Source organism: Gillisia sp. Hel_I_29 (assembly GCF_000744275.1).
Taxonomy (GTDB): Bacteria; Bacteroidota; Bacteroidia; order Flavobacteriales; family Flavobacteriaceae; genus Gillisia.
The window spans coordinates 384,360-406,521 of record NZ_JQLP01000005.1; the positions used below are offsets into that span (position 1 = coordinate 384,360).

12 protein-coding genes are annotated in these 22,162 nt (G+C 34.7%); 5 read left to right on the forward strand and 7 right to left on the reverse strand.

What is annotated here, in order from left to right:
- The first annotated feature begins 19 nt into the window (after nt 1-19).
- On the forward strand, nt 20-1,123 hold the full coding sequence (gene folK / locus P163_RS06750; RefSeq protein ID WP_410503395.1) for a 2-amino-4-hydroxy-6-hydroxymethyldihydropteridine diphosphokinase: 1,104 nt from the start codon (nt 20-22) through the stop codon (nt 1,121-1,123).
- A gap of 115 nt (nt 1,124-1,238) precedes the next feature.
- Here the strand turns inward: folK and P163_RS06755 are convergent, their stop codons facing one another.
- Together P163_RS06755 and P163_RS06760 are read right to left on the reverse strand one after the other, a co-directional pair.
- A complete protein-coding gene (locus tag P163_RS06755; protein WP_034888939.1) occupies nt 1,239-2,432 on the reverse strand; it encodes a pyridoxal phosphate-dependent aminotransferase in 1,194 nt (397 codons plus the stop codon).
- A gap of 20 nt (nt 2,433-2,452) precedes the next feature.
- The gene (locus P163_RS06760) at nt 2,453-3,559 is read right to left on the reverse strand and encodes a fatty acid desaturase family protein (RefSeq protein WP_034888941.1); all 1,107 of its coding nucleotides are present in this window, start codon (nt 3,557-3,559) and stop codon (nt 2,453-2,455) included.
- Between the two features lie 105 nt (nt 3,560-3,664).
- Between P163_RS06760 and rsmG the strand changes: the two genes are divergently transcribed.
- Entirely contained in the window at nt 3,665-4,294 is a 630-nt protein-coding gene (gene rsmG / locus P163_RS06765) for a 16S rRNA (guanine(527)-N(7))-methyltransferase RsmG (RefSeq protein ID WP_034888943.1), read from the forward strand.
- 148 nt (nt 4,295-4,442) lie between these two features.
- Here the strand turns inward: rsmG and P163_RS06770 are convergent, their stop codons facing one another.
- Both P163_RS06770 and pruA read right to left on the reverse strand, forming a co-directional pair.
- Entirely contained in the window at nt 4,443-13,817 is a 9,375-nt protein-coding gene (locus P163_RS06770) for a LamG-like jellyroll fold domain-containing protein (protein WP_034888945.1), read from the reverse strand.
- 398 nt (nt 13,818-14,215) lie between these two features.
- Nucleotides 14,216-15,844, reverse strand: a complete 1,629-nt coding sequence (pruA, locus tag P163_RS06775; protein ID WP_034888947.1) for an L-glutamate gamma-semialdehyde dehydrogenase — start codon at nt 15,842-15,844, stop codon at nt 14,216-14,218.
- 143 nt (nt 15,845-15,987) lie between these two features.
- Between pruA and P163_RS06780 the strand changes: the two genes are divergently transcribed.
- Entirely contained in the window at nt 15,988-16,695 is a 708-nt protein-coding gene (locus P163_RS06780; RefSeq protein ID WP_034888950.1) for an NRDE family protein, read from the forward strand.
- Here the strand turns inward: P163_RS06780 and apaG are convergent.
- From apaG to P163_RS06795, 3 genes are read right to left on the reverse strand one after another with little or no spacing between them, the layout of a single operon-like run.
- Nucleotides 16,692-17,078: a Co2+/Mg2+ efflux protein ApaG gene (gene apaG / locus P163_RS06785; RefSeq protein WP_034888952.1), complete on the reverse strand. Its 387-nt coding sequence runs from the start codon at nt 17,076-17,078 to the stop codon at nt 16,692-16,694. The genes P163_RS06780 and apaG overlap by 4 nt on opposite strands.
- Nucleotides 17,079-17,080: 2 nt before the next feature.
- Entirely contained in the window at nt 17,081-18,175 is a 1,095-nt protein-coding gene (locus tag P163_RS06790; protein WP_034888954.1) for a DUF3667 domain-containing protein, read from the reverse strand.
- Between the two features lie 33 nt (nt 18,176-18,208).
- Entirely contained in the window at nt 18,209-19,456 is a 1,248-nt protein-coding gene (locus P163_RS06795) for a DUF5103 domain-containing protein (protein ID WP_034888956.1), read from the reverse strand.
- 168 nt (nt 19,457-19,624) lie between these two features.
- On the opposite strand from P163_RS06795, the gene P163_RS06800 reads away from it, so the two are divergent.
- Both P163_RS06800 and P163_RS06805 read left to right on the forward strand, forming a co-directional pair.
- Nucleotides 19,625-20,968, forward strand: coding sequence for a Na(+)-translocating NADH-quinone reductase subunit A (locus tag P163_RS06800; RefSeq protein ID WP_034888959.1), 1,344 nt, complete (start codon nt 19,625-19,627; stop codon nt 20,966-20,968).
- A gap of 12 nt (nt 20,969-20,980) precedes the next feature.
- Entirely contained in the window at nt 20,981-22,162 is a 1,182-nt protein-coding gene (locus P163_RS06805) for an NADH:ubiquinone reductase (Na(+)-transporting) subunit B (RefSeq protein ID WP_034888961.1), read from the forward strand.

Consider the following 22,162-nt stretch of genomic DNA (forward strand, 5'->3'; position numbering starts at 1 on the left):
TAAAATATATTATTTAGCCTTGGGTAGTAACGAGGGTAATCGTCTGCAAATATTGCAATTAGCTATAGATAGTATCTATAAAGAAGTTGGTGATATTCATCAAATTGCTCGAATTTATGAGACGCCAGCTTGGGGATTCGACGGACATTCTTTTTTGAATACTTGTATAAAAATTGGTTCTAGATTTTCTCCTGATGTTGTTTTAGAAAAATTGCTGAATATTGAAACTGAATTGGGTAGAGTTAGAGGTAAGTCTAATTCTTATAGTAATAGAAATATAGATCTAGATATTATCTTAATGGAGGATGAGATGGTGGCCTCTTCAAATTTGAGCATACCTCACCCGGAAATGCAAAATCGAAAATTTGTGTTGGCGCCATTGGCAGATATTGCTAATAAGGAGATTCATCCAGTTTTAAAAAGATCTATAGCTGTGCTTTTAGCTGAAACAAATGATACTTCAGAAATTAATGTCACAGAAGATACGTTGAAGAATCCAGTCAAGAAATACAATTTTACTTCTTGTAATTATATTGCTATTGAAGGAAACATAGGAGCAGGAAAAACCAGTTTATCTACCATGATTTCTGAAGATTTTAATGCAAAGCTGATCTTGGAAAGATTTAAGGATAATCCTTTTTTGCCGAAATTTTATGAAGATCAGCATAGATATGCATTTCCATTAGAAATGTCTTTTCTAGCAGATAGATATCAGCAACTTTCAGATGATTTAGCACAATATGATCTTTTTACAGATTTTGTAGTCTCAGATTACGATGTTTTTAAATCGCTCATTTTTGCAAAGATCACTTTAGCTGAAGATGAATATGCTTTATATAATAAGCTCTTCGGAATTATGTATAAAGAATTGGTGAAGCCGGATCTTTATGTGTATCTCTATCAAAATACCGATAGGTTATTGGAAAATATCAAGAAGCGAGGTAGAGATTATGAGCAAAACATTCAGCCGGATTATTTAATGGAGATCAATCAAAGTTATCTGGCTTTTATTAAATCTCAAACTAATATAAAAGTACAGATCATAGATATTTCAGATTATGATTTTGTGAATAATAGAGCTCATTATTTAGAAATATTAGACAAAATTTCAGGTGAATTTTAATAAAACTCTTTTAGCTTTTATATAATAAACAAGGCTCACTTATTAGGTGAGCCTTGCTTATTATAATAATTAAATCTTTCAAAAGATTTGGGTATTAATAGAAGTTCTTTATGTGTTAAGCTTCAGAAACTGCAGCTTTAATTCTTTTTAATGCTTCTTCGATTTGAGATTCACTAGCAGCATAAGAAAATCTTATACAGTTTGGATTTCCAAAGGCATCACCAGTAACGGTGGCTACTAAAGCTTCCTCTAATAGGAACATTGAAAAATCTGTAGCATCTTTAATTAAATGACCTTTGATCGTTTTTCCGAAGAAATAGGAGATGTCTGGAAATACATAAAAAGCGCCTTCTGGTTCTGTAGTTTTAAATCCTTCAATCTTATCTAAAAGTGAGATAATAAGTTTTCGACGTTCTTTAAACTTATCTACCATGAATTGGATCTTACTCACTGGAGCTTCTAGCGCTGTAATTACGGCTCTTTGAGCAATACAGTTAGCGCCACTGGTAATCTGACCTTGCATTTTGTTACAAGCTCTAGCTATCCATTCCGGAGCTCCAATGTAACCAATTCTCCAACCCGTCATGGCAAATGCTTTAGAAACACCATTTACGGTAACTACGCGGTCATACATATCGTCAAACTGAGCCATAGAGGCATGCTCCCCAATAAAGTTGATATGCTCATATATTTCATCACTTACTATAATAATGTCTGGATATTTCACCAAAACATCTGCAAGTGCTCTTAATTCTTTCTCGCTATAAACCATCCCACTTGGGTTACAAGGGGAGCTGTACCAAAGCATTCTTGTCTTAGGGGTAATTGCTGCCTCTAATTGTTCTGGAGTAATTTTAAAATTACTTTCTACGCTAGTTGGAACCTCTACAGGAACTCCTTCTGCCAGTTTTACAATTTCTGCGTAGCTCACCCAATAAGGACATGGAAGTAATACTTCATCTCCAGGATTTAAAATAACCAATGCTGCATTGGCTAAAGATTGCTTAGCACCGGTAGAAACCACAATTTGAGATCTATTATAAGTAAGATTATTATCTCTCTTAAATTTTGTGATAACAGCATCTTTAAGCTCTACGTAACCATCTACAGGGGTATAAGAATTGTAATTATCATTTATAGCCTGTATCGCAGCCTCTTTAATGAAATCTGGAGTATTAAAATCTGGTTCTCCAAGGCTTAAACCTATAATATCTTTTCCTTCCTCTCTTAACTCGCGAGTCTTAGCTGCCATAGCCAAAGTTTGCGAAGTTGCTAGATTATTAATCCTGTCAGATAATTTGTGTTGCATAAATATTTATGAGTTTTATTTTAAGCAGAAATGGTTGGTTTAGCACCCATCTCTTTTAAATGTTTAAAGTGAGCTATTATTGCGCCTCTTGTAGTTTTAAATTCATTGTAAGGCAAATTACATTCTTTAGCAGTCTCCTTAACGATCTCTGCTATCTTAGTGTAATGTATGTGGCTAATGTTTGGAAAAATATGATGTTCCACCTGATGATTTAAGCCACCGGTAAACCAGTTTACAAGTCTGTTTTTAGTGGCAAAATTTACCGTTGTGAATAATTGATGTATCGCCCATGTGTTTTTCATAGATCCGGTCTCATCTGGAACAGGCATTTCAGTTTCTTTTACAACATGCGCTAATTGAAATACGATACTTAATATCAATCCGGCGGTATAGTGCATTACAAAAAATCCTATTAATATTTTCCACCAAGAGATTGAAAGTATAAGCATAGGAATAACTATCCAAATGCTTACATATATAAGTTTTGTTATTGCAATTATACTCCATTGTTTTGCAGGAGAAGGAAGTTTACCATAAGATAATTTACGCTTCAAATATCTTTTTGTCTGTTTAAAATCTGTAGTTAAAGCCCAATTGAAAGTAAGTAGCCCGTATAAGAAAACAGAATAATAATGCTGGAATTTATGAAATCTAGACCACTCTGCGTGTTTAGAAAATCTAATAATCCTTCCGGCATCAAGATCTTCATCATGTCCATGGATATTAGTGTAGGTGTGGTGCAATACGTTGTGCTGAACCTGCCAATTGTAAACATTTCCGGCAAGAATATATATAGTTCCTCCCATAAATTTATTGATCCATTTCTTAGATGAATAAGAACCGTGGTTACCATCATGCATAATGTTCATTCCAACTCCTGCCATACCCGCTCCCATAACTACGGTAAGTAATAGCATCCACCATTGTGAAATATCCAAAGTTAAAATTAAGAAATAAGGAGCCAAAAATAGGGAAAACATGACAATGGCTTTGATGTGGAGCTTCCAATTACCAGTCTTCGAAATGTCATTATCTTTAAAATAGGCATTCACACGTTTGTTTAGGGTCCGAAAAAATTTCCCCGAATCTATTCTAGAAAAGCGTACGTTATCTTTATTTTCTTGCATAATTTATTCTGATTACCCAAAGGTAAAACTTTTAAAAAGGAACCTATACATATTGGGGAAAATTAACGTGTCAAATTTGATTACTTTAGCAAAAAAAATAAGGTTTTGGAATTAATTAAAAAATACTTCCCAGATTTAACTCAAGAGCAGCAAGATCAATTTACTGCTATGCAAGAGTTATATAAAGATTGGAACTTAAAGATCAATGTGGTATCAAGAAAAGATATAGATGAGCTTTATCTACGTCATGTTTTGCACTCATTGGGAATAGCTAAGGTTCAAAGTTTTAAGCCAGATGCTAAGATATTAGATGTTGGAACCGGTGGAGGGTTTCCTGGAATTCCTTTAGCTATATTATTTCCCGAAACTCAATTTCACTTGGTAGATTCTATTGGTAAGAAGATTAAGGTGGTAGAAGAAGTTGTTGCAGGATTGGAGCTTCAGAATGTGAAATTTACTAATTCTAGAGTAGAAGATATAGACGGCCAATATGACTTTATAGTAAGTAGAGCAGTGGCAGCAATGCCAACTTTTGTGCACTGGGTAAAAGGTAAGATCGCAAAGAAGAACAACCATGAATTAAAGAATGGGATTCTTTATTTAAAAGGAGGAGACCTATCTGAAGAATTAGAACAATATACTTCAGCCAAAATTTACTCACTCCCAGATTATTTTGAAGAGGAATTCTTCGAGACAAAGAAAGTTGTTCATCTACCTATGAAATTTAAAGGTTAGGATTCTAAGAATGTCTTATAGCAAAAAGGGATGAACTATCATCCCTTTTTTTTGTATTACTAATTTATCAGTTCTTACAGGAAAAAATTTTATTCCTCACAATATTATTTTGCAATTAATAGCTCCATAAAAACTTTTGCTATCCCAATTATCTTTCAAACAATATTGTTTTAGAGGCTGTTCCAATAGCAGATCTCACTTTAACAACATAGGTAGCTTTAGGGTAATCTTTCAGAGGAACATCGATAGAGTTTTCTTCAGACATGGAAGTGAACATCATTAAACGTTGTCCAACCATATTATACAGTTCTACAGTTTCAACCATTATCTCTGAAGGATTAAGAACTCTCAACATTTTATCGTCCATAGAATAGACCACATCAATTTCAGCCAAAGCATCTAGATCTTCAGGTTTTTCTATAGGAGTTCCGTCTGTTCCACCATCTGTATCTTCATCGGTATCTCCACCATCATCTGGATCTTCCTCTTCAGGATCTATTTCTTCACCTGTATCAGGATCTGTAGGCTCCGGTTTCTGGAAGACGATGGCATATTTAGAATCATAAGTACCACCTTCTAGAGTAGCTACAAAGTGTGATGCTCGAAGATCATGATAGGTGCTATCTGCTGCATCTCTTATAAAAATTTCTACATCATTTTTGATGTTTTCTAATTCATTGATCTTAATTGTTAACTCTCCTTTTTCTTTTAATTTTACTCCTAAAGGAAGCACTTGATCTTTATTGAAATTAGGTACTCCTTGAATTACAAAAGCATTTTGGTTAATTACCCAATACATGTCTTCAGCATTATTGTCATTCAACATAGCATCATACCCTAGATCAAATCCATTGGTAGTATTCTCATCTGCTGTAACCAAAATTTGTCTGTTAAATCCTTTTGGAGATTCATACACCAATCTGATCTTAGGTCTTACGTCGGTTTGTTTTTCTTGTCCTTTGGTTTTTGGTTTCTCCTGACTTAAAAATTGAGAGTCGGATTTTGTCTCTTTAGCAAAAGCACGTTGCCCATTATTAAATAGAACGTCTCCACCGTCTACAGTGATATTTCCTGAGATCTTAGGATCTAAAACAGTGTTCACAAAGAAACCTTGAGCTACAGGAATATATTTTTGGGGGATCTTAGCATTATTACCAAAGTACACTTCACTACTTTCTCCCGTATTATTTATGCGTTCATCTGTAGCTACGGCAGGTACTCCACCAGAAAGATTATAGGTGGCATAACCTCCAATATATTCTGCAAGGTTGTGCGTTTTTCCAGCAAAATGATCCCAGAAATATAAAGCACCATTAAAGATATTTCCCGATGTGTTATTACCTCCGCTAGAGGTTTTTAAGTTGTCTTTTATAAATTGATCTGCATTTAAAGCTGATGGGTATGGATTACCAAGTAAATAATTCTGGTTTTTACCAATATTTAAAGAGATATCTCCATTATTAGGCTTTCCTTTGAATGTATAATTCTGTCTGTCTTTTATAGCAGCATTTCCAGAGGTGCCTTTCATTGTAAATCCTTCGCCGGCAAGTAAAGCTCCGTTCTTTCCAACATATTTCCATTCACTATAAATACTAGCTGTTCCTCTAAACTTATATAGCCAATATGTTGTAATGTTTACCGCTGCATCATCTGCTGCATAGGCACCATCTACAAAGGTCATTGGAATTGGTTTACTTAAATCTGTACCATTTAGCATAACGCTAGAAATAGTATATCCAGAGTTAGTACCAGCGTTCTGAAGTGATACAGGTGAACTCCAATAATTATAATTAAAACTATTGGCAGTTCCTTGTTGATCTCTTTCAATATATCCGGCACTGGTTTTCTCTAAAATACTTCCTTGAGTTTGCACAAGTTGAGATTCCCCGTTAAGATCGATTTTACCATCAAGGTCTAGATAGTGCGTAATTGTCAATCCGCTACCGCTATTTTCATTACTTCCTTCCATATTAAGACTTCCACTTTCATCCAGAAGCGCTAATAACTGAATATCATTTCCTGCTGGGTTCTTAACAGATTTACCATTAAGCTGAACTATATTCCAATTTATCTTTTCTCCATTGATCCCAATACTGTTAGGAGCATCCCAAACATCAACTAATTGAAAATCTTTTGAGATTCCATTAAAATCTATTGGCAATTTCCAAGTTGCTTTAGTAAACCAATTACTATTTTCAGAATTTAAGATATATGGTAATGGTGCAGTATTATCTTGCATAAGTTGGATATTCTTTAGAACACCATCTGCAATATTTCCATCAGCCCCGTTATTAGGAGTTTTACCAGAATCTATTGAACCTCCTCTAGCAATTAGTGGATAATAGCCTTTTAGATCATTAAAATCTGTAAGTGTAGGAGCATTTGGTAAATTAAGATCTTGATCTAAGATCTCACCATCTACTTTAGTTCCAACTTTTATTAACCTTTGATTCATGAAAAATCTAATATGTTCTATAGATAAAGGTTTTCTCCATACTCTCACTTCTTCTATGAATCCATTAAAGTGTTGTTTAGTTAGTTTTGTTTCTAAAGGAGCATGAGTAGCTCCAATTAAGAAGAGTGCGTCGAAGTTTCCTGAACCATTCGGAATATTATTTGTGTTATTCTGAACTTCAATACCGTCTACATACAAACTAATTTTTGAACTGGTATAAACGCCAGCAATATGGTACCATCTATCTGTTCTTACTACTTTAGTGCTAGAAACAGATCTGTCTCTAACTCTAAATGTAGGAGCTCCATTATTTAAAAATAGATCATAACCCTTGTTCGATTCACCATCTGTTCTTCTAGAGATTACGGTGTTCACTCCTGAAATGGCATTTGGTTTTATCCATGCTTCAATCGTGAAATCATCGGGACCCATTGCAAAATTATTACCAGCGTCTACATAATCATCTACTCCATCAAAATTTAATTTACTACATGCTTCAGGTAAAATGACATTTATGGTATCAATAATTTCAGGACAAGCTGCAATAGATGGCTTTACGATCCACGCTAATTCATAGGTTATTCCAGATTCTCCATTAAAGACTGTATTATTCTGAAGGTTATTTTCAAATGAAACATTTGTCGCTCCAGAAGGAGCTAATACTTCCCATCTTCCTTCACCTAGCGTTGGGTCTACTAGAATTGCACTGAGTGTAACTCTTGTAATTCCGCATTCTAAAGGATTAATGTCTTCCCCAGCATCAACAATAATTTCTAGGGGTTGGTCTATAACAACATTTTCAGTAAGTAAACTACAACCATTAATTGTATTAGCGGTAAAAGTGTAAACACCAGCCTTGAGGTTCTCTATTAATAATGATCCAGATTCATTTGAATTTTCAATTACAATTTCATTTCCTTCTAAATCTAATAGACTTAATACATATAGCGAAGTATCTGTAGTAATGAATCCACCAGATACCTTTATAGTAGCAGAACCATCTTGGCCACCAAAACAGGTGACATTCGTATTAGTAATTTCATCAATTTGAAGAGCAGAAGGCTCTTCGATAGCTCCGGAAATAACAGTTGTAGAACATCCGTTAGAATCTGTAACAATTACACTATAGCCATCTGGATTCGGAGCAAGTCCTGTGGCTGTTTGCGTAGTTTGATTAATAGAAGTGTCTCCGTTTTTCCATTCATAGGTAAAAGGTGCTGTTCCTGTATTCTGCTCAATATTAACAGTGGCTGAACCATCGTTAGCGCCAAAACATGTAACTGGAGTTATGCTGACTTCTGCTACCGGAGCTATATTAAAAGATATGGATACCTCATCACTACAAGTTGCATCAGTAGCATTGGATGTTAATGTAAGAATGATAGAGGATAACGTTAGGTCTTGCATACTTGGCGTATAGATTGCTTCAAGATCTGTATTACTAGAAAAGCTTCCACTTCCATTAGTAGACCAGGTTCCACCTGCATTAGAGCCAGATATAGCACCCGTTAATTGAACACCCGTTCCGTTAGAACAAACAACTTGGTCTGCTCCTGCATCAACTTTTTGAATGTTAACTTCAATTGATTTACTTTCATTATTACAACCATAAAAATCGGTAATAACTAAACTATATAGGCCATTATTGGCAGTTGTGGCATTGGGTATTACCGGATTTTCTTCAGTCGAGGTATAACCGTTTGGACCGGTCCATTTAAAAGTTATAGGATCTCTTCCGCCTTCTAAATTTGCATATAGATTGAGATTTGAATCCTCACAAATAGGATCGTAAGTTGGTGCGAAATCAAAACTTACTGAGCTAATTTCGGCAAATGAAATGTCATCAATACCAAAATCATTTCCATCTCTAACGGTATTTTCATTGATAATTCTAATTTTTACTTTAGTATTATCTCCTGAATTCCATAATTGTGGATTAAAAAATTCTACCCATTTCCCAACAGGTTGAAATGTAAGGTCACCTAAATTAGATTCTGCAACGGGTGTATTATTTCCAGGTACTAATATTTGAAGTCTTAATCTAGCGTATTTATTTGCTTCATTTCTGTATACAAGGTTTGTAGTCCATGCCCCAAAATAATAATTTTTATTTGGCAGAACATCTAAAAATCCATTAGTCTCCCAGACAGTCTGCCCTAGATTAGGATCCCCATTAATGATCATAAAATTACCATCCCCTGTAGTATGATCTCCATTATCATTAAATGCAGAATGATATGGATTTGAGCGTTTATCTACAGTGTATAGACCTTCTGGAACCAATTCGTTCCTTACTGAGGGATTATTAGTTCTATACCCGTATTGAGTTATAAAACCAGTATTACCTTGCTCAAAATCTCCATTTATAATTAAATTTCTAGAAATGTCTATAGATGCAGATCCTTCACAGCCATCTTTAGTTACACGAACAGTGTATCCCTGAGCTTTAGTCACAATAATTTCCCTTCCACCATTTATTTGCTCGCCTGAACTATTCCATTGGTAGGTATCAAAATTACCTTCCACGTAAAGTCTAATCTTATTGGGATCTTCAGGGAAAGCACAGTAATCAGCTATAATTTTTGGTTGTGGTGGTTGTCGAACTACAACTTCTATAGAAGCTCTTCCAGGGCATTCCAAATCTGGGTCTGTATATTTTACAGTATAAACCGTAGTTCCGCTAGGTGTAACGTTTGTAGGATTTTGCTCGTTAGAAGTCCAGTTTTCATCGGTACTGGATGTCCATTCTACTTCTGGAGTACTTTGTATCTCTCCAGTTATAGTAACGTCATCAATAGCCCAACTATAAGCTCTCGAATCATTTCCTTGATTTAGAAAGCGAAACCTAATTCTCACTTGATCATGTCCTATTATCTCACTAATTGGATTATTAAAACTTGCAAAAGCATTAGGACTGCCCTGGGTATTATTAAAGAAGGTATAAACATTCCACGAAGCGCCATTGTTTATGGAATAATCAATTACTGCAAAATCTCCCCAGTTCTCGCTAACGTCACGATAAAAATGTCGAAAATTAAGCGTTAAAGAGGTGTAGCCTTGTGTTGAAAATGCTGGCGTGATATAGTTAGCTTCTCTATTGTTGGAATTAGCATTCAAATTAAACTTACTGGAAACAGCAAAACTTCCATTCCCAGAATTTATAGTGCCCCCGCCTTCAGGAGGATTATAATTATTTTGTCTTGACCAAGTAGCAGATCCAGCATTATTGGGGCTCCAATTGGTGCCAGAATTAAAATCTTCAGACAATAAAGTTTCTTTGATGTCTTGAACAAGTTCTGTTGAAGAAAATAGATCGATACTTTCTCCAGGGCAAATTTCTATTCTTGAAGCACTGGCCTCCACTTGAAAAGTAGGTAATACGGTTACTGACACGCTAAATTCTTCAGGATTTGAGCATAAACTATTACTCAATTTATAGTAATAGGTAAAAACTATATTGTTCTCTGTATCATTATTTAATCTTTCTGATATTGATCCACTACCAGATGATTGGACACTTCCATTGGCACTACGCCTTTCCCACGTAAAATTAGTACCCCCCAAAGTACTTTGTGGAATATATTCGAATAAATCTCCACTACAAAGCTCAGATCCATAATCCTGATCTTGAAGCTCTGGAGTTGGTTTCACGTTTACTTTAACCGTTTGAGTATTGATGCATTCTCCCTGGGATTTTAAAGTATATACATATGTAACTTCAATACTATTAGTAGTAGTATTATTTAAAATTTCATTTGGGTTATTTTTATTTTCTTCTGTAGAGGAAGCTTCTGGATTACTAATTCCATTTACAGCGGCTCTCGTCCAGCTGTATGTTGTCCCATCTATGTTACTTTCTGGGCTATAATTAAATACAGTATTTGAGCAAATATCTGGCGGAGTTATAGAACTTGTTAGAACTGGTTTTATATTATCTACTATTACTTCTTTTATAATAAAACATCCTGATGAGGTTGTTCCTTTTATATAATATGTTCCCAATCCTACATCTGAAGGATTTTGCAATTGGGTAGTAGCTTCTGGATTTTGCCAATATGTATACGTTAATCCAGATAAGGTTGTTGTTTTAATAGAAGGATCTGTAAGGTTTACAGATTCTAAACATTCTGGAATAGTAATTTCGAAATCTGGTAGTGGATTAACAGTTACTGCAACCGTAATTGGAGTACCTGAACATCCATTTGCTTCAGGAGTTATCTTGTATTTAACTACTTGCGGTTGTGTGCCAGAATTGGTGAGAGTTTGAGCAATAGAAGTTCCACTACCTTCTACAGCGCCTGTAATTTTACTACCAACTTCTGCAAGTGTCCAACTATAAGATTGTCCGCTTCCACTTAAATTAATAGCTGTTACTCCACCAGAGCATATTGCCTGGGTGGCAGGATTGGCAGAAAGTGAGGGTGTAGGATTCACTAATACAGTGTAAGTAGCGGGGATACCCAGACAACCATTGGCAACAGGAGTTATAGTTATAGTTGCATTTCCAGCTTTTGCACTAAAACTAGGAATCTCTTTAATATTTGTTCTATTTGCCAATCCAATCGCGCTTCCTCCTGTAATATTATAGGTGGTACCCGAAACTCCAGACTGTAAGGGTATAATATCAGTAGACTTTCCATTACAATAAGTCTTATTTTCTAGCGTAGCACTAATTGCAGGTTTTGGTTTTACAGTGATTGTAAAACTTTGAGCGATTCCTTCACAATTATTTGCAGAAGGAGTAGTGGTGATAGTGGCAATTACATTTTCATTACTATCATTTGAAGCTATAAATGCTTTTATATTTCCATTTCCCACAGCTGCTAGGCCTATTGAAGTGTTATTGTTAGTCCATGAAATACTAGAATTAGAAACAGAGAATATCCTATCAGGAAATGATATTTGATTAATCTGTTCTCCAGAACAAACAACAATATCATCAGGTCTTGTCATTGTAGGAGTCGGTTTAATACTAAAAGTAAACGTTATTGGAATTCCTTTACAGCTGTTTCCAAAAGGTGTGACTGTAAATTCAACATTAATAATCTCGCTACCATTATTTTTTGCTGTAAATTCTGGTATATTTCCTGTACCACTGTTAGGTAACCCTATGTTTAAACTACTGCTATTATTAGCTTTATAAGACCAATCATATCTCTTATTGCTTAGTGTATTTCCAGTAAAATTTACACCGGGAACAGTGCTCTCATTACAAAACTCATTTCCATTAATTGAAGGAATGTCAACTGTAGGTTCTGGGATAATGATTGTTTGATTAGCAGTTGTACTATTATATGCATTATCTGTAAAAGTCCATGTAATTGTATATTCACCGAAACCTTCGTATACCAGCGGATCGGTAGTTGTACCAGTTATTTCTCCTGCACAGTTGTCTATAGTGGTAGGGAAATTTGTGATCTCCTTTCCACAACTCCAGTTCTCTATATTGGATAAAGTAGGTGTTGATGGAGCCTGCTTATCTTCAACTATAACCTTTTGAGTAACAGTTTGAGTATTATCTGAATTATCAGTCACTGTCCAGGTGATTGTAGTCTCTCCCAAAGGAAAAGTTGCTGGTGCATTATTTGTTACGCTCTTTATTCCACAGTTATCTGCAGTAGTGGGAATTCCTAAATTTAATCCTGAAGCAGTACATTTATTGTTATCTGCACTTACAGTTTTGTCGGCTGGAGCTGTAATAGTTGGGTTAATATTATCTGTTACAGTTACTAATTGAGTAGCGGTTGCAGTATTGTTGGCTGCATCTTTCACTGTCCAAGTAACTGTAGTGTTACCAATAGGGAAAGCAGATGGCGCATTATTGGTTACAGTCAAATTATCTTTAGCGGTACAATTGTCTGCTACTACTGGTGAACCTAAATTGACATTGGTGGAAGTACATGCAACATTGGTGGTTCCCGAAGCAGCTGCTGGAGCTGTTATTGTTGGATTGATATTATCTGTAACGGTTACTATTTGAGTAGCGGTTGCAATATTGTTGGCTGCATCTTTTACCGTCCAAGTAACTGTAGTGTTTCCAATAGGGAATGCAGAAGGTGCATTATTAGTTACAGTCAAATTAGCTTTAGCAGTACAATTATCTGCTATTACTGGTGAGCCTAAATTGACATTGGTGGAAGTGCACGCAACATTGGTTGTTCCCGAAGCATTTGCTGGAGCTGTAATAGTTGGGTTAATATTATCTGTAACTGTTACTATTTGAGTGGCGGTTGCAGTATTGTTGGCTGCATCTTTCACTGTCCAAGTAACTGTAGTGTTACCAATAGGGAAAGCAGAAGGTGCATTATTGGTTACAGTTAAATTGGCTTTAGCTGTACAATTGTCTGCTACTGCTGGTGAACCTAAATTGACATTGGTGGAAGTACATGCAACATTGGTGGTTCCCGAAGCAGCTGCTGGAGCCGATATGGTAGGTTTTTGACTATCTTCTATTCTTATAGTTATTGTTCTGTCATCTCCTTTGGCCGCATTACTTACAAAAAATGTAGCAGTATATGTTCCATAAGGTACATTTGAAGGAACTACTATACTTATGTTTCCTGCCCCTGATGAAAACGGATGAGATTTTGCTGAAACGTCATTAAATCCCAAATTTTTATCGTTGGTAGAAAATACTATGGAATATTTATTTGGAGAATTAGAAGTTGCGCTATATGGAAGTATTGCAGTAGTAGTTCCTTTACAAAGTGCAGATATTTCTCCAAGTGTTATGGAAGGTTTTAAAAACAAATTAAGAGCATAATTGCTTTCTAATCGCGCAGTTCTGTTTACTATATTTTCAACGACTGCTAATTCAATTTTCAAGATTCTATCTGAAAAATCTTTTTTTAAAGAATAAGATTCCAATTTATTCTGTAGTCTTTCCGAAAAACTAGTGTCGAATGTTGAATTTAGCTCTACTTTTTTAAATAAGGCAAAAGAAGCTTTGTCCCCAGTTTTGAAGCTGGAAAAAGAAGTAGTAATATTATTAGCAATTAAGTTTAAAGTAGAACCTGCAACAAATAAGATAAGAAGTAGGATTCTTACTTTTTGAGTAATTTTCTTCATTCAGAACATTTTGGGACAATGTTCAAAATTAGCATAAAATTATATAAATTAAGAACTTAGCGAATTTTAATTTGGTAAAAAACGGCGTTTATCGATGAAATACATCTTTTTAATCAACTCTCTTTAAGAAAATCTAAAAATTATTATAGAACTTTCAACCGGTAAAATTGTGATTTCAACTAAATAAGGCTCTTTTTTAATATAACTCTACATCTAATCTAGAGATGCATTTATAAAAGATCTATAATTATTTAGTGTTAAATCAGAAGTTAACTTGGAGAATATCTATTTAAGTAATAGCATTAATAAGAATTAAGATTTAAGGACTTGCTAATAGTTCATAAAAAAAGCTCGTAGAATAACTACGAGCTTTTTGATGTTGATTTATGGAGAGCCAATTATTCTCCCATAAATGGATATCTGTAATCTTTAGCAGCTACAAAAGTTTCTTTTATCAATCTAGGTGAAACCCATCTTAATAAATTCAGTTTAGAACCTGCTTTGTCATTGGTTCCACTTGCTCTTGCTCCTCCAAAAGGTTGTTGCCCAACAACGGCTCCTGTTGGTTTATCATTTATGTAGAAGTTACCTGCAGCATTTTGAAGTGCTTTAGTTGCCTGGGTAGCAGCATATCTGTCTCCAGAAAGTACAGCACCAGTAAGGGCGTAAATACTTGTTTCATCTACTAGCTTAAGTGTTTCTTCCCATTTGTTATCATCATAAACATAAATGGTTACAACGGGTCCAAAAAGTTCTGTTTCCATTGTAGTATATTTTGGATCTGTTGTTAAGATAACCGTAGGCTCTATAAAATATCCTTTAGATTTATCATAACTACCTCCCACAACAATTTCTGCATCTTTATCTTCTTTAGCCTTGTCTATGTATTTAGCCAGTTTATCAAAGGATCCTTCATGAATTACAGAAGTTATGAAGTTACTCATATCTTGAGGTGAACCCATTTTAAAAGATTTTACATCTTCAACAACGTAATCCTTAACTTCCTTCCACATACTTTTTGGAATGTAAACTCTAGAAGCCGCGCTACATTTTTGTCCTTGGAATTCAAAAGCCCCTCTAGAGATAGCGGTTGCAACCTGCTTAGCATTTGCTGTAGGGTGCGCTAAGATGAAATCCTTTCCACCGGTTTCTCCAACTATTCGAGGGTAAGTTTTATATTTATCTATATTCTGACCGATTTTAGCCCAAATACCTTTAAACACATCTGTACTTCCGGTAAAGTGTATACCAGCAAAATCTGGACTAGCTAATACCGCATCGGTGATCATTACAGGATCTCCCATTACCATATTAATTACTCCATCTGGCACTCCAGCTTCTTTAAACACTTCCATGATTACTTGTGCAGAAAATACCTGACTATCACTTGGCTTCCAAATAACAGTATTCCCCATTAAAGCAGCGCTTGCAGGAAGGTTACCGGCAATAGCAGTAAAGTTAAATGGAGTAATTGCATATACAAAGCCTTCTAAAGGTCTATATTCAATTCTGTTCCAAGCTCCAGCAGAAGATTCTGGTTGCTCTTCATAGATTTGAGACATATATTCCACATTAAATCTTAAGAAATCTATGAGTTCACATGCAGAATCTATCTCGGCTTGATAAATAGTTTTAGACTGTCCAATCATCGTGGCAGCATTTATTCTAGCTCTATACGGACCAGCAATAAGATCTGCAGCCTTTAAAAATACCGCGGCACGTTGTTCCCAATCTAGGTCTGCCCATTGCTGTCTTGCCTCTAAGGAAGTAGAAATAGCTTTCTCAATATGCTTTTTTTCAGCTAAGTGAAATGATCCTAAATCATGTTTATGGTCATGCGGTGGGCGCATTCCCATAGTGTCTCCAGTTTTAATTTCTTCGGATCCTATATAAAGTGGTACATCCATTTTGGTGTTCCACATTTCTTTATAAGTATTTAATACTTCTTCTCGTTCAGGAGTTCCAGGAGCATATGATTTGATTGGCTCATTTATAGCTGTTGGAACTTGAAAAAATCCTTTTCCCATAATTATTTATACTTTTTTTGATGTTTTCTATTTATAAGGCTAAAGGTAAAAAAATTAAGTCGTTTAACCTGAGACCTGTAAACAGACTCCTTAGGTTTAACGTATTTTTGTAATGAAGTTAAAATCTAAATTTTAGTATATCTATGTGCACCGTTACTCTTAGCCGGAATTTTTTGAAAAATAATGATTTTGTTTTAACATCTAATAGGGATGAGGCTGCAGGGAGATCTACATTTATTCCGATGAAATACACTGAAGATAATGTAACCATACTTTACCCCAAAGATGCAGAAGCAGGAGGAACTTGGATAGGGCTTAGCGATAATTGTAGAGTAATATGTTTGTTGAATGGAGAATTTAAATCACACATTAGAAAGGATAAATATAGAATTAGTAGGGGAGTGGTGGTTAAAGATTTTTTAAAGGCTAAGAATCTTGTTGAGTTGCTAAATAATTATGATCTAGAAAATATCGAACCATTCACTTTAATTGCAGGAGATTGGAATATGGATCTAAAATTTATAGAACTAGTTTGGGATGGAGAAAGAAAACATGTGAGGGAAATAAAAGAAGAACTTATAATATGGTCTTCTTCACCACTTTATTCAGAGGAGATGAAATCAGAACGGATTAGTTGGTTGAAAGACTTTAGCGTTAATAATGAAATAGATGCAAATTCATTATGGAAATTTCATCATGCGGCAGGAAATGGTGATAAGAATACTGATGTAATAATGGATAGAGGTTTTGTTAAAACCAAAAGCATAACTCAAATTATAAAGCAATCTAATGCCATAGAAATGATATATGAAGATCTAGAAATAACAAAATTGGTAAGAACAAAATTTTAATTGAGCGCAAAAGCAGCACTTAATTTGAATGATGGAATGGAAACTTTGAATTTCTTAGTAGTTGTAAAATTTACCATGTTATAATAACCACTCATAGCTCCAAAAGGAGATGTTAATAAGCAACCACTGCTATACGTATGAGATTCGCCGGGTTTTAAAACCGGTTTTTTTCCAATTACTCCTTCCCCTTGTACGATCTCTGTTTTATTTAGAGCGTCTTTGATCTTCCAAAATCTGGATGTTAATTGAACGGAATCTTTACTTTGATTCTCTATCGTAATTTGATAGCCAAACGCAAAGTGAATTTTATAATTCTTATAAAAAGTGCCTTCAAAATTAGTTTCTACGGAAATTTTTATGCCGCTAGTTACTTGTTGTATCATAATTAATAGATAGCAAAGGATGCAAAAAGAGTAATTAAGGTTGCTATAACAGCTAAAATAAGAAATATAGTGTTTATAATCAGAAATTTAACAATAGTTTTGAATCTACTCTGCTCATAAAAATTTCGCATTGCTTTATAGAGATAGAACAGAAATAGTAAGGTAGCTAAAGGTGTAAAAAAGTCTATATTAAAGATCTCTTTGAGCAAAAGGCTTAATCCTAGAAGTACAAAGAACACGCTTTGAACATGAAAGATAAACACCAGATGCTCCATATAATTAAAATTACGTCTCCAGTATAATAACCAATTGAATAATGCTACAACAGGTAAGAAGAAGAATATGATTAGAGGCATTTTTCCTAATATATAATTTAGGAAGATCTTCGGGTTCTCCGTCATAAAATTATAATCTATGGTTTTCTTATAAAGCCATTCGTTATAATTTGTTTTGTTATGATGTAAGCTATCCAGAGCTACTGTGGAAGATGTAATTTTTGTCTCTTCGTGAAATGCATTATAAAGTTCTAATCGTTTTGAAGTAGCTTCAAAGAAAGAAAGGCTATCTACTTTATTTTGTGTTATATATTTAGTCTTATAACTTTTTGTAGTAACGGTATCTCTTAAATTCTGAAGCGCAATTAAGGTATCTAAATTGACCTTTACATTGCCAGGAAGTTCATTTAGGTCTTGCTGCAGGTCCTCCAATTCTTTATCCGTAAGTTCGTTTTTTACCGTATCTGGGTCGCTTTCTGTTATTCCTTCATAATTATTTGAAAATCCGAAAATGATAAAAAATATTATTGATACACTAAGATAAAATCTAAAGGGATTTGCATATCGCATTCTCTTTCCGTTCACATAATCTTTTGTGATCTTACCGGGTCTAAATAGCAAGGTGAAAAGTGTAAGATTCACTCTGGAATCATAGGAGAAAACCCCTGCAAAATATTCGTTTACGTAGTCTTTAAATGATAATTTTTTAATGCTATTATTTTGTCCGCAATTTGCGCAGTAGTTATCGCTAATATCTAAAGGATGATTGCAATTGAGGCAGGTGGTCCCTCTGTACTTTTTAATAGTATTATTATCTTTCATAGAATGAGATACGCCGTAGATTCTTATAGTTTGCTAATTTGTGATATTTATGGAGTTTGCATTTCCAAGACCAATAATTTTGTCATACCGAGCTCCCAGATCTCTAAAGTATACCAAAACCTGATAGAAATTCTCGGTTTCATCAAAATTCCCACTTATAAAACCTTCATCTAAACTTCCGTCTTTTTGTACTAGAACATATTTGTAATTATAAAAGCCTTGTTTAAAGAGTCTGGCATTTTCATAAAGTCCTTTTTCTTTACTGTATTTCATCAATGTAGAGTTATCTACCTCAAAGTTGTTGAAAGCACCGTATATGTGAAGTTCTCCTCCGCTTAAATTTTCAAAATTCTGAAGACTGAAGTGGGTCCAGATATATTCAGCTTCGGTGTTGGAGTCTTCGCCTTGAAGTGTTCTCACTACAAACTGTCCATTGATGTCTGGATTATATGTGTAGGGCTGTGTGTCTCTAGACGAGTTGGTAAAAAGGTAATGATGATAAAGTGCATCTAGTTCTATTCTGCTAATATTTAAAGTTGGAGATCTCAAGTCTTTGCTATCAAATTGAAGATATTCGTTGCCCGCCCAAAAAGAGGTGGGACTATCATATTTATATATAAGGCTATTTCCAATGGTATATTGGGGTTTTATGTTTCTAATTGCCTGTTTTAGGTTTTGATTTTGAAGTATTAAGATATTTACGGTGCTCTCCGGATTTCTAATAAGTAGATCTTGAGAATTGATCTCAATATTTACTATTTGTTTTGTGTTGATATATTGCAAGTCTCTAGATCTTTTTATTGCGACAGCAACTTTGGATAGATTTTCATATATCATGAACTTTCTGGAAAATACAATTTCTTTGGAGCTGTTAAAGATGCTTATAATGTAGTTTCCAGATACTTTTAGTTGTTTTATGTCATTATTGGGTATGTTCAATTCGTAGTGCGTATATGGCTGTAGGGTATTGTAGGAATTGCTGTAATTAAATATTCTTACATTGTCTATGCCATCTAAATATTCAGATTTAACTAAGTTGGAAGGAGACCAATCGTAATTAAAATGCTCTATAGTATAATAGTAGTCTGCTTCGTCTCCTATAATATCATCAAATGCCAAAGATAAATTTTCACCCAGTTGAATAATTGGATTCCCACTGTAATCTGAATTACCAGTGAACTCTATACTTCTAATAAAGGCAGGGGGTGTAACCTCCAAACGCTCTTGTGAAAAAGCGCTTAAACTGAGAATTGATAATACCAGATAATAAACGTGTTTCATGTGCTTAAAATTAAATTACAAGGAATTACAAATTTTATAATCATATTCTTCCTAAGCTACTTTAACAAGAATAGAACCGAAAATTATCTGATTTGTTTGGTAGTTGTAGGGTTAAAATTAGTAAATTTGCACACTATAAAAAATAAATTTTAATATACACTCCATCCTATGTCAAAAGACATTCGAATTAAAAGAGGGCTTACTCTACGATTAAAAGGGGAGGCGGAAAAACTAGTTGTTGATGCCCCAAGGTCTAAGACCTATGCGATCAAACCTCCAGATTTTCATGCAGTAGTACCAAAAATGGTTGTTAAAGAAGGCGCTAAGATCCTTGCCGGAGACGAGCTTTTCTTTTCAAAATATACAGAAGAAATTAGATTTACTTCTCCTGTTAGTGGTACTGTGGCTGAGATAAAACGAGGTGATAAGCGTCGTATTCTTGAGATCATTATTGAGGCAGATCCTACCGACTCCTATAAAAACTTTGGTCAATTAAACGCTGCTACGGCAGATGCTGAATCTGTAAAGAACAGGATCTTAAAAAGTGGTTGTGGTGCTTTTATAAAGCAAAGACCTTATGATATTGTAGCAGACCCTAAAGATTCTCCAAAATCAATATTTGTATCTGTAGTGTCTACCGCTCCTTTGGCGGCAGATTTAGGCTTTGTTCTTAAAGATAAAGTTGCTGCTTTTCAAGAAGGAATTTATGCATTGCAAAAGTTAACTTCAGGAAAAGTACATGTATCTGTAGATGAAAGTTCTGCTTCAATTCTTAAAGGGATTAAAGGCGCAGAGATACATGTTGTAAACGGTCCGCACCCTGCAGGAAATGTTGGTGTTCAGATCCAAAAATTAGATCCTATTAATAGAGGAGAGCGTGTTTGGTGTGTTGGTGCAGAAGATGTGGCAATTATCGGAAACGTATTCTTAACTGGAGAATATCGTGCTAACAGAACTATTGCAGTTACTGGTAGTGAGGCAAAAGATAGAAAGTATTACAATACTAAAATTGGAGCCAATTCTGCTGATCTAGTAGGTGCTGTTTCAGAGAATGTTAGATTGATCTCTGGAGATGTACTTACAGGATTAAAATTATCGAGTAATCAATATATAGGTTTTTATCCTAATTCTTTAACCTTGATCCCAGAAGGGAATAGTTATAGAATCTTTGGATGGTTACCTTTTACTTATAACAATATTCATTCTAATTCAAAAACCTCTTTGTCTTGGTTAATGCCAAATAAGAAGTTTGAACCTACAACCAATTTAAATGGTGAGGAAAGAGCTTTAGTGGTAACTGGAGAAATGGAAGAAGTAATGCCTATGGATATTTATCCTATGCAACTTCTGAAAGCTTGTATGGCTGGAGATATTGAAAAAATGGAAAATCTAGGGATCTACGAGGTAGCTCCAGAAGATTTTGCATTAATAGATTATGTTAACACTTCAAAAATTGAAGCTCAGGAAATTATACGTCTTGGGTTGGATTTAATGCTTACCGAAGTAGGTTAAAAAGTTTTAAATATGGAATGGATAAGACAAAAATTAGATAAATTTAAAGAACCTTTTAATAAGGGGAATAAATTAGAGAAGTACGCTCCAGCATATAATGCTTTAGATACTTTTCTTTTTACACCAAATCATACTACCCAAAGCGGTGCGCATGTTAGAGATGCAGTAGATCTTAAGAGAACTATGATTACTGTAGTTCTTGCGTTAGTACCTGCGTTAATCTTTGGAATGTGGAATGGTGGTTACCAATATTTATCTCAAATTCAAACTGAGGTTGGTTTTTGGGAAGCTTTAGGACACGGAGCATGGAAGATCTTACCAATGATAGCAGTTTCTTACGGAGTTGGTCTTGGTTTAGAATTTGCTTTTGCTGTAATGCGTGGTCATGAAGTGAATGAAGGGTATTTGGTTACCGGACTTTTGATACCGATGATCATGCCAATAGATATTCCACTATGGATGGTAGCAATATCTGTTGTATTTGCAGTTGTTATTGGTAAAGAAGCTTTTGGAGGAACAGGAATGAATATTCTTAATCCTGCTCTAACGGCTAGGGTTTTTGCATTTTTTGCATATCCTACTTATATGTCTGGTAATACCGTTTGGGTAAGTGAAGCTTCAAATATAGATGGAGTTTCTGGAGAAACTATTCTTGGATCTTTAGCCTCTGGAAATACGGTAAATTACAGTTTCTTAGATATGTTCTCTGGAGTTATTCCTGGTTCTATATCAGAAACTTCTACCTTGTGTATCTTGGTTGGAGCTTTAATTTTAATATTAACTAAAGTTGGTAGTTGGAGAATAATAATAAGTGGATTTATGGGTGCAGCAGTAATGGCACTTATATTTAATGCTTTACCTTCTATGGGATTAGAAGGGAATGATCTAACAAATTTTCCATGGTATCAGCATCTAGTAATTGGAGGTTTAGCATTTGGTGTTGTTTTTATGGCAACAGATCCTGTATCTGCAGCTCAAACCATGAAAGGAAAGTGGATCTATGGATTCCTTATTGGATTATTTGCAGTGATGATTAGAGTTTTTAACCCTGCATATCCTGAGGGAATCATGTTAGCAATTCTTTTAATGAACGTATTTGCACCGGTTATAGATCACTATGTGATAGAATCTCATGTAAAACGCAGAAAGAAAAGATTAGCAAATACGGCAGCCTCAATTAAAACAGCAGTATAG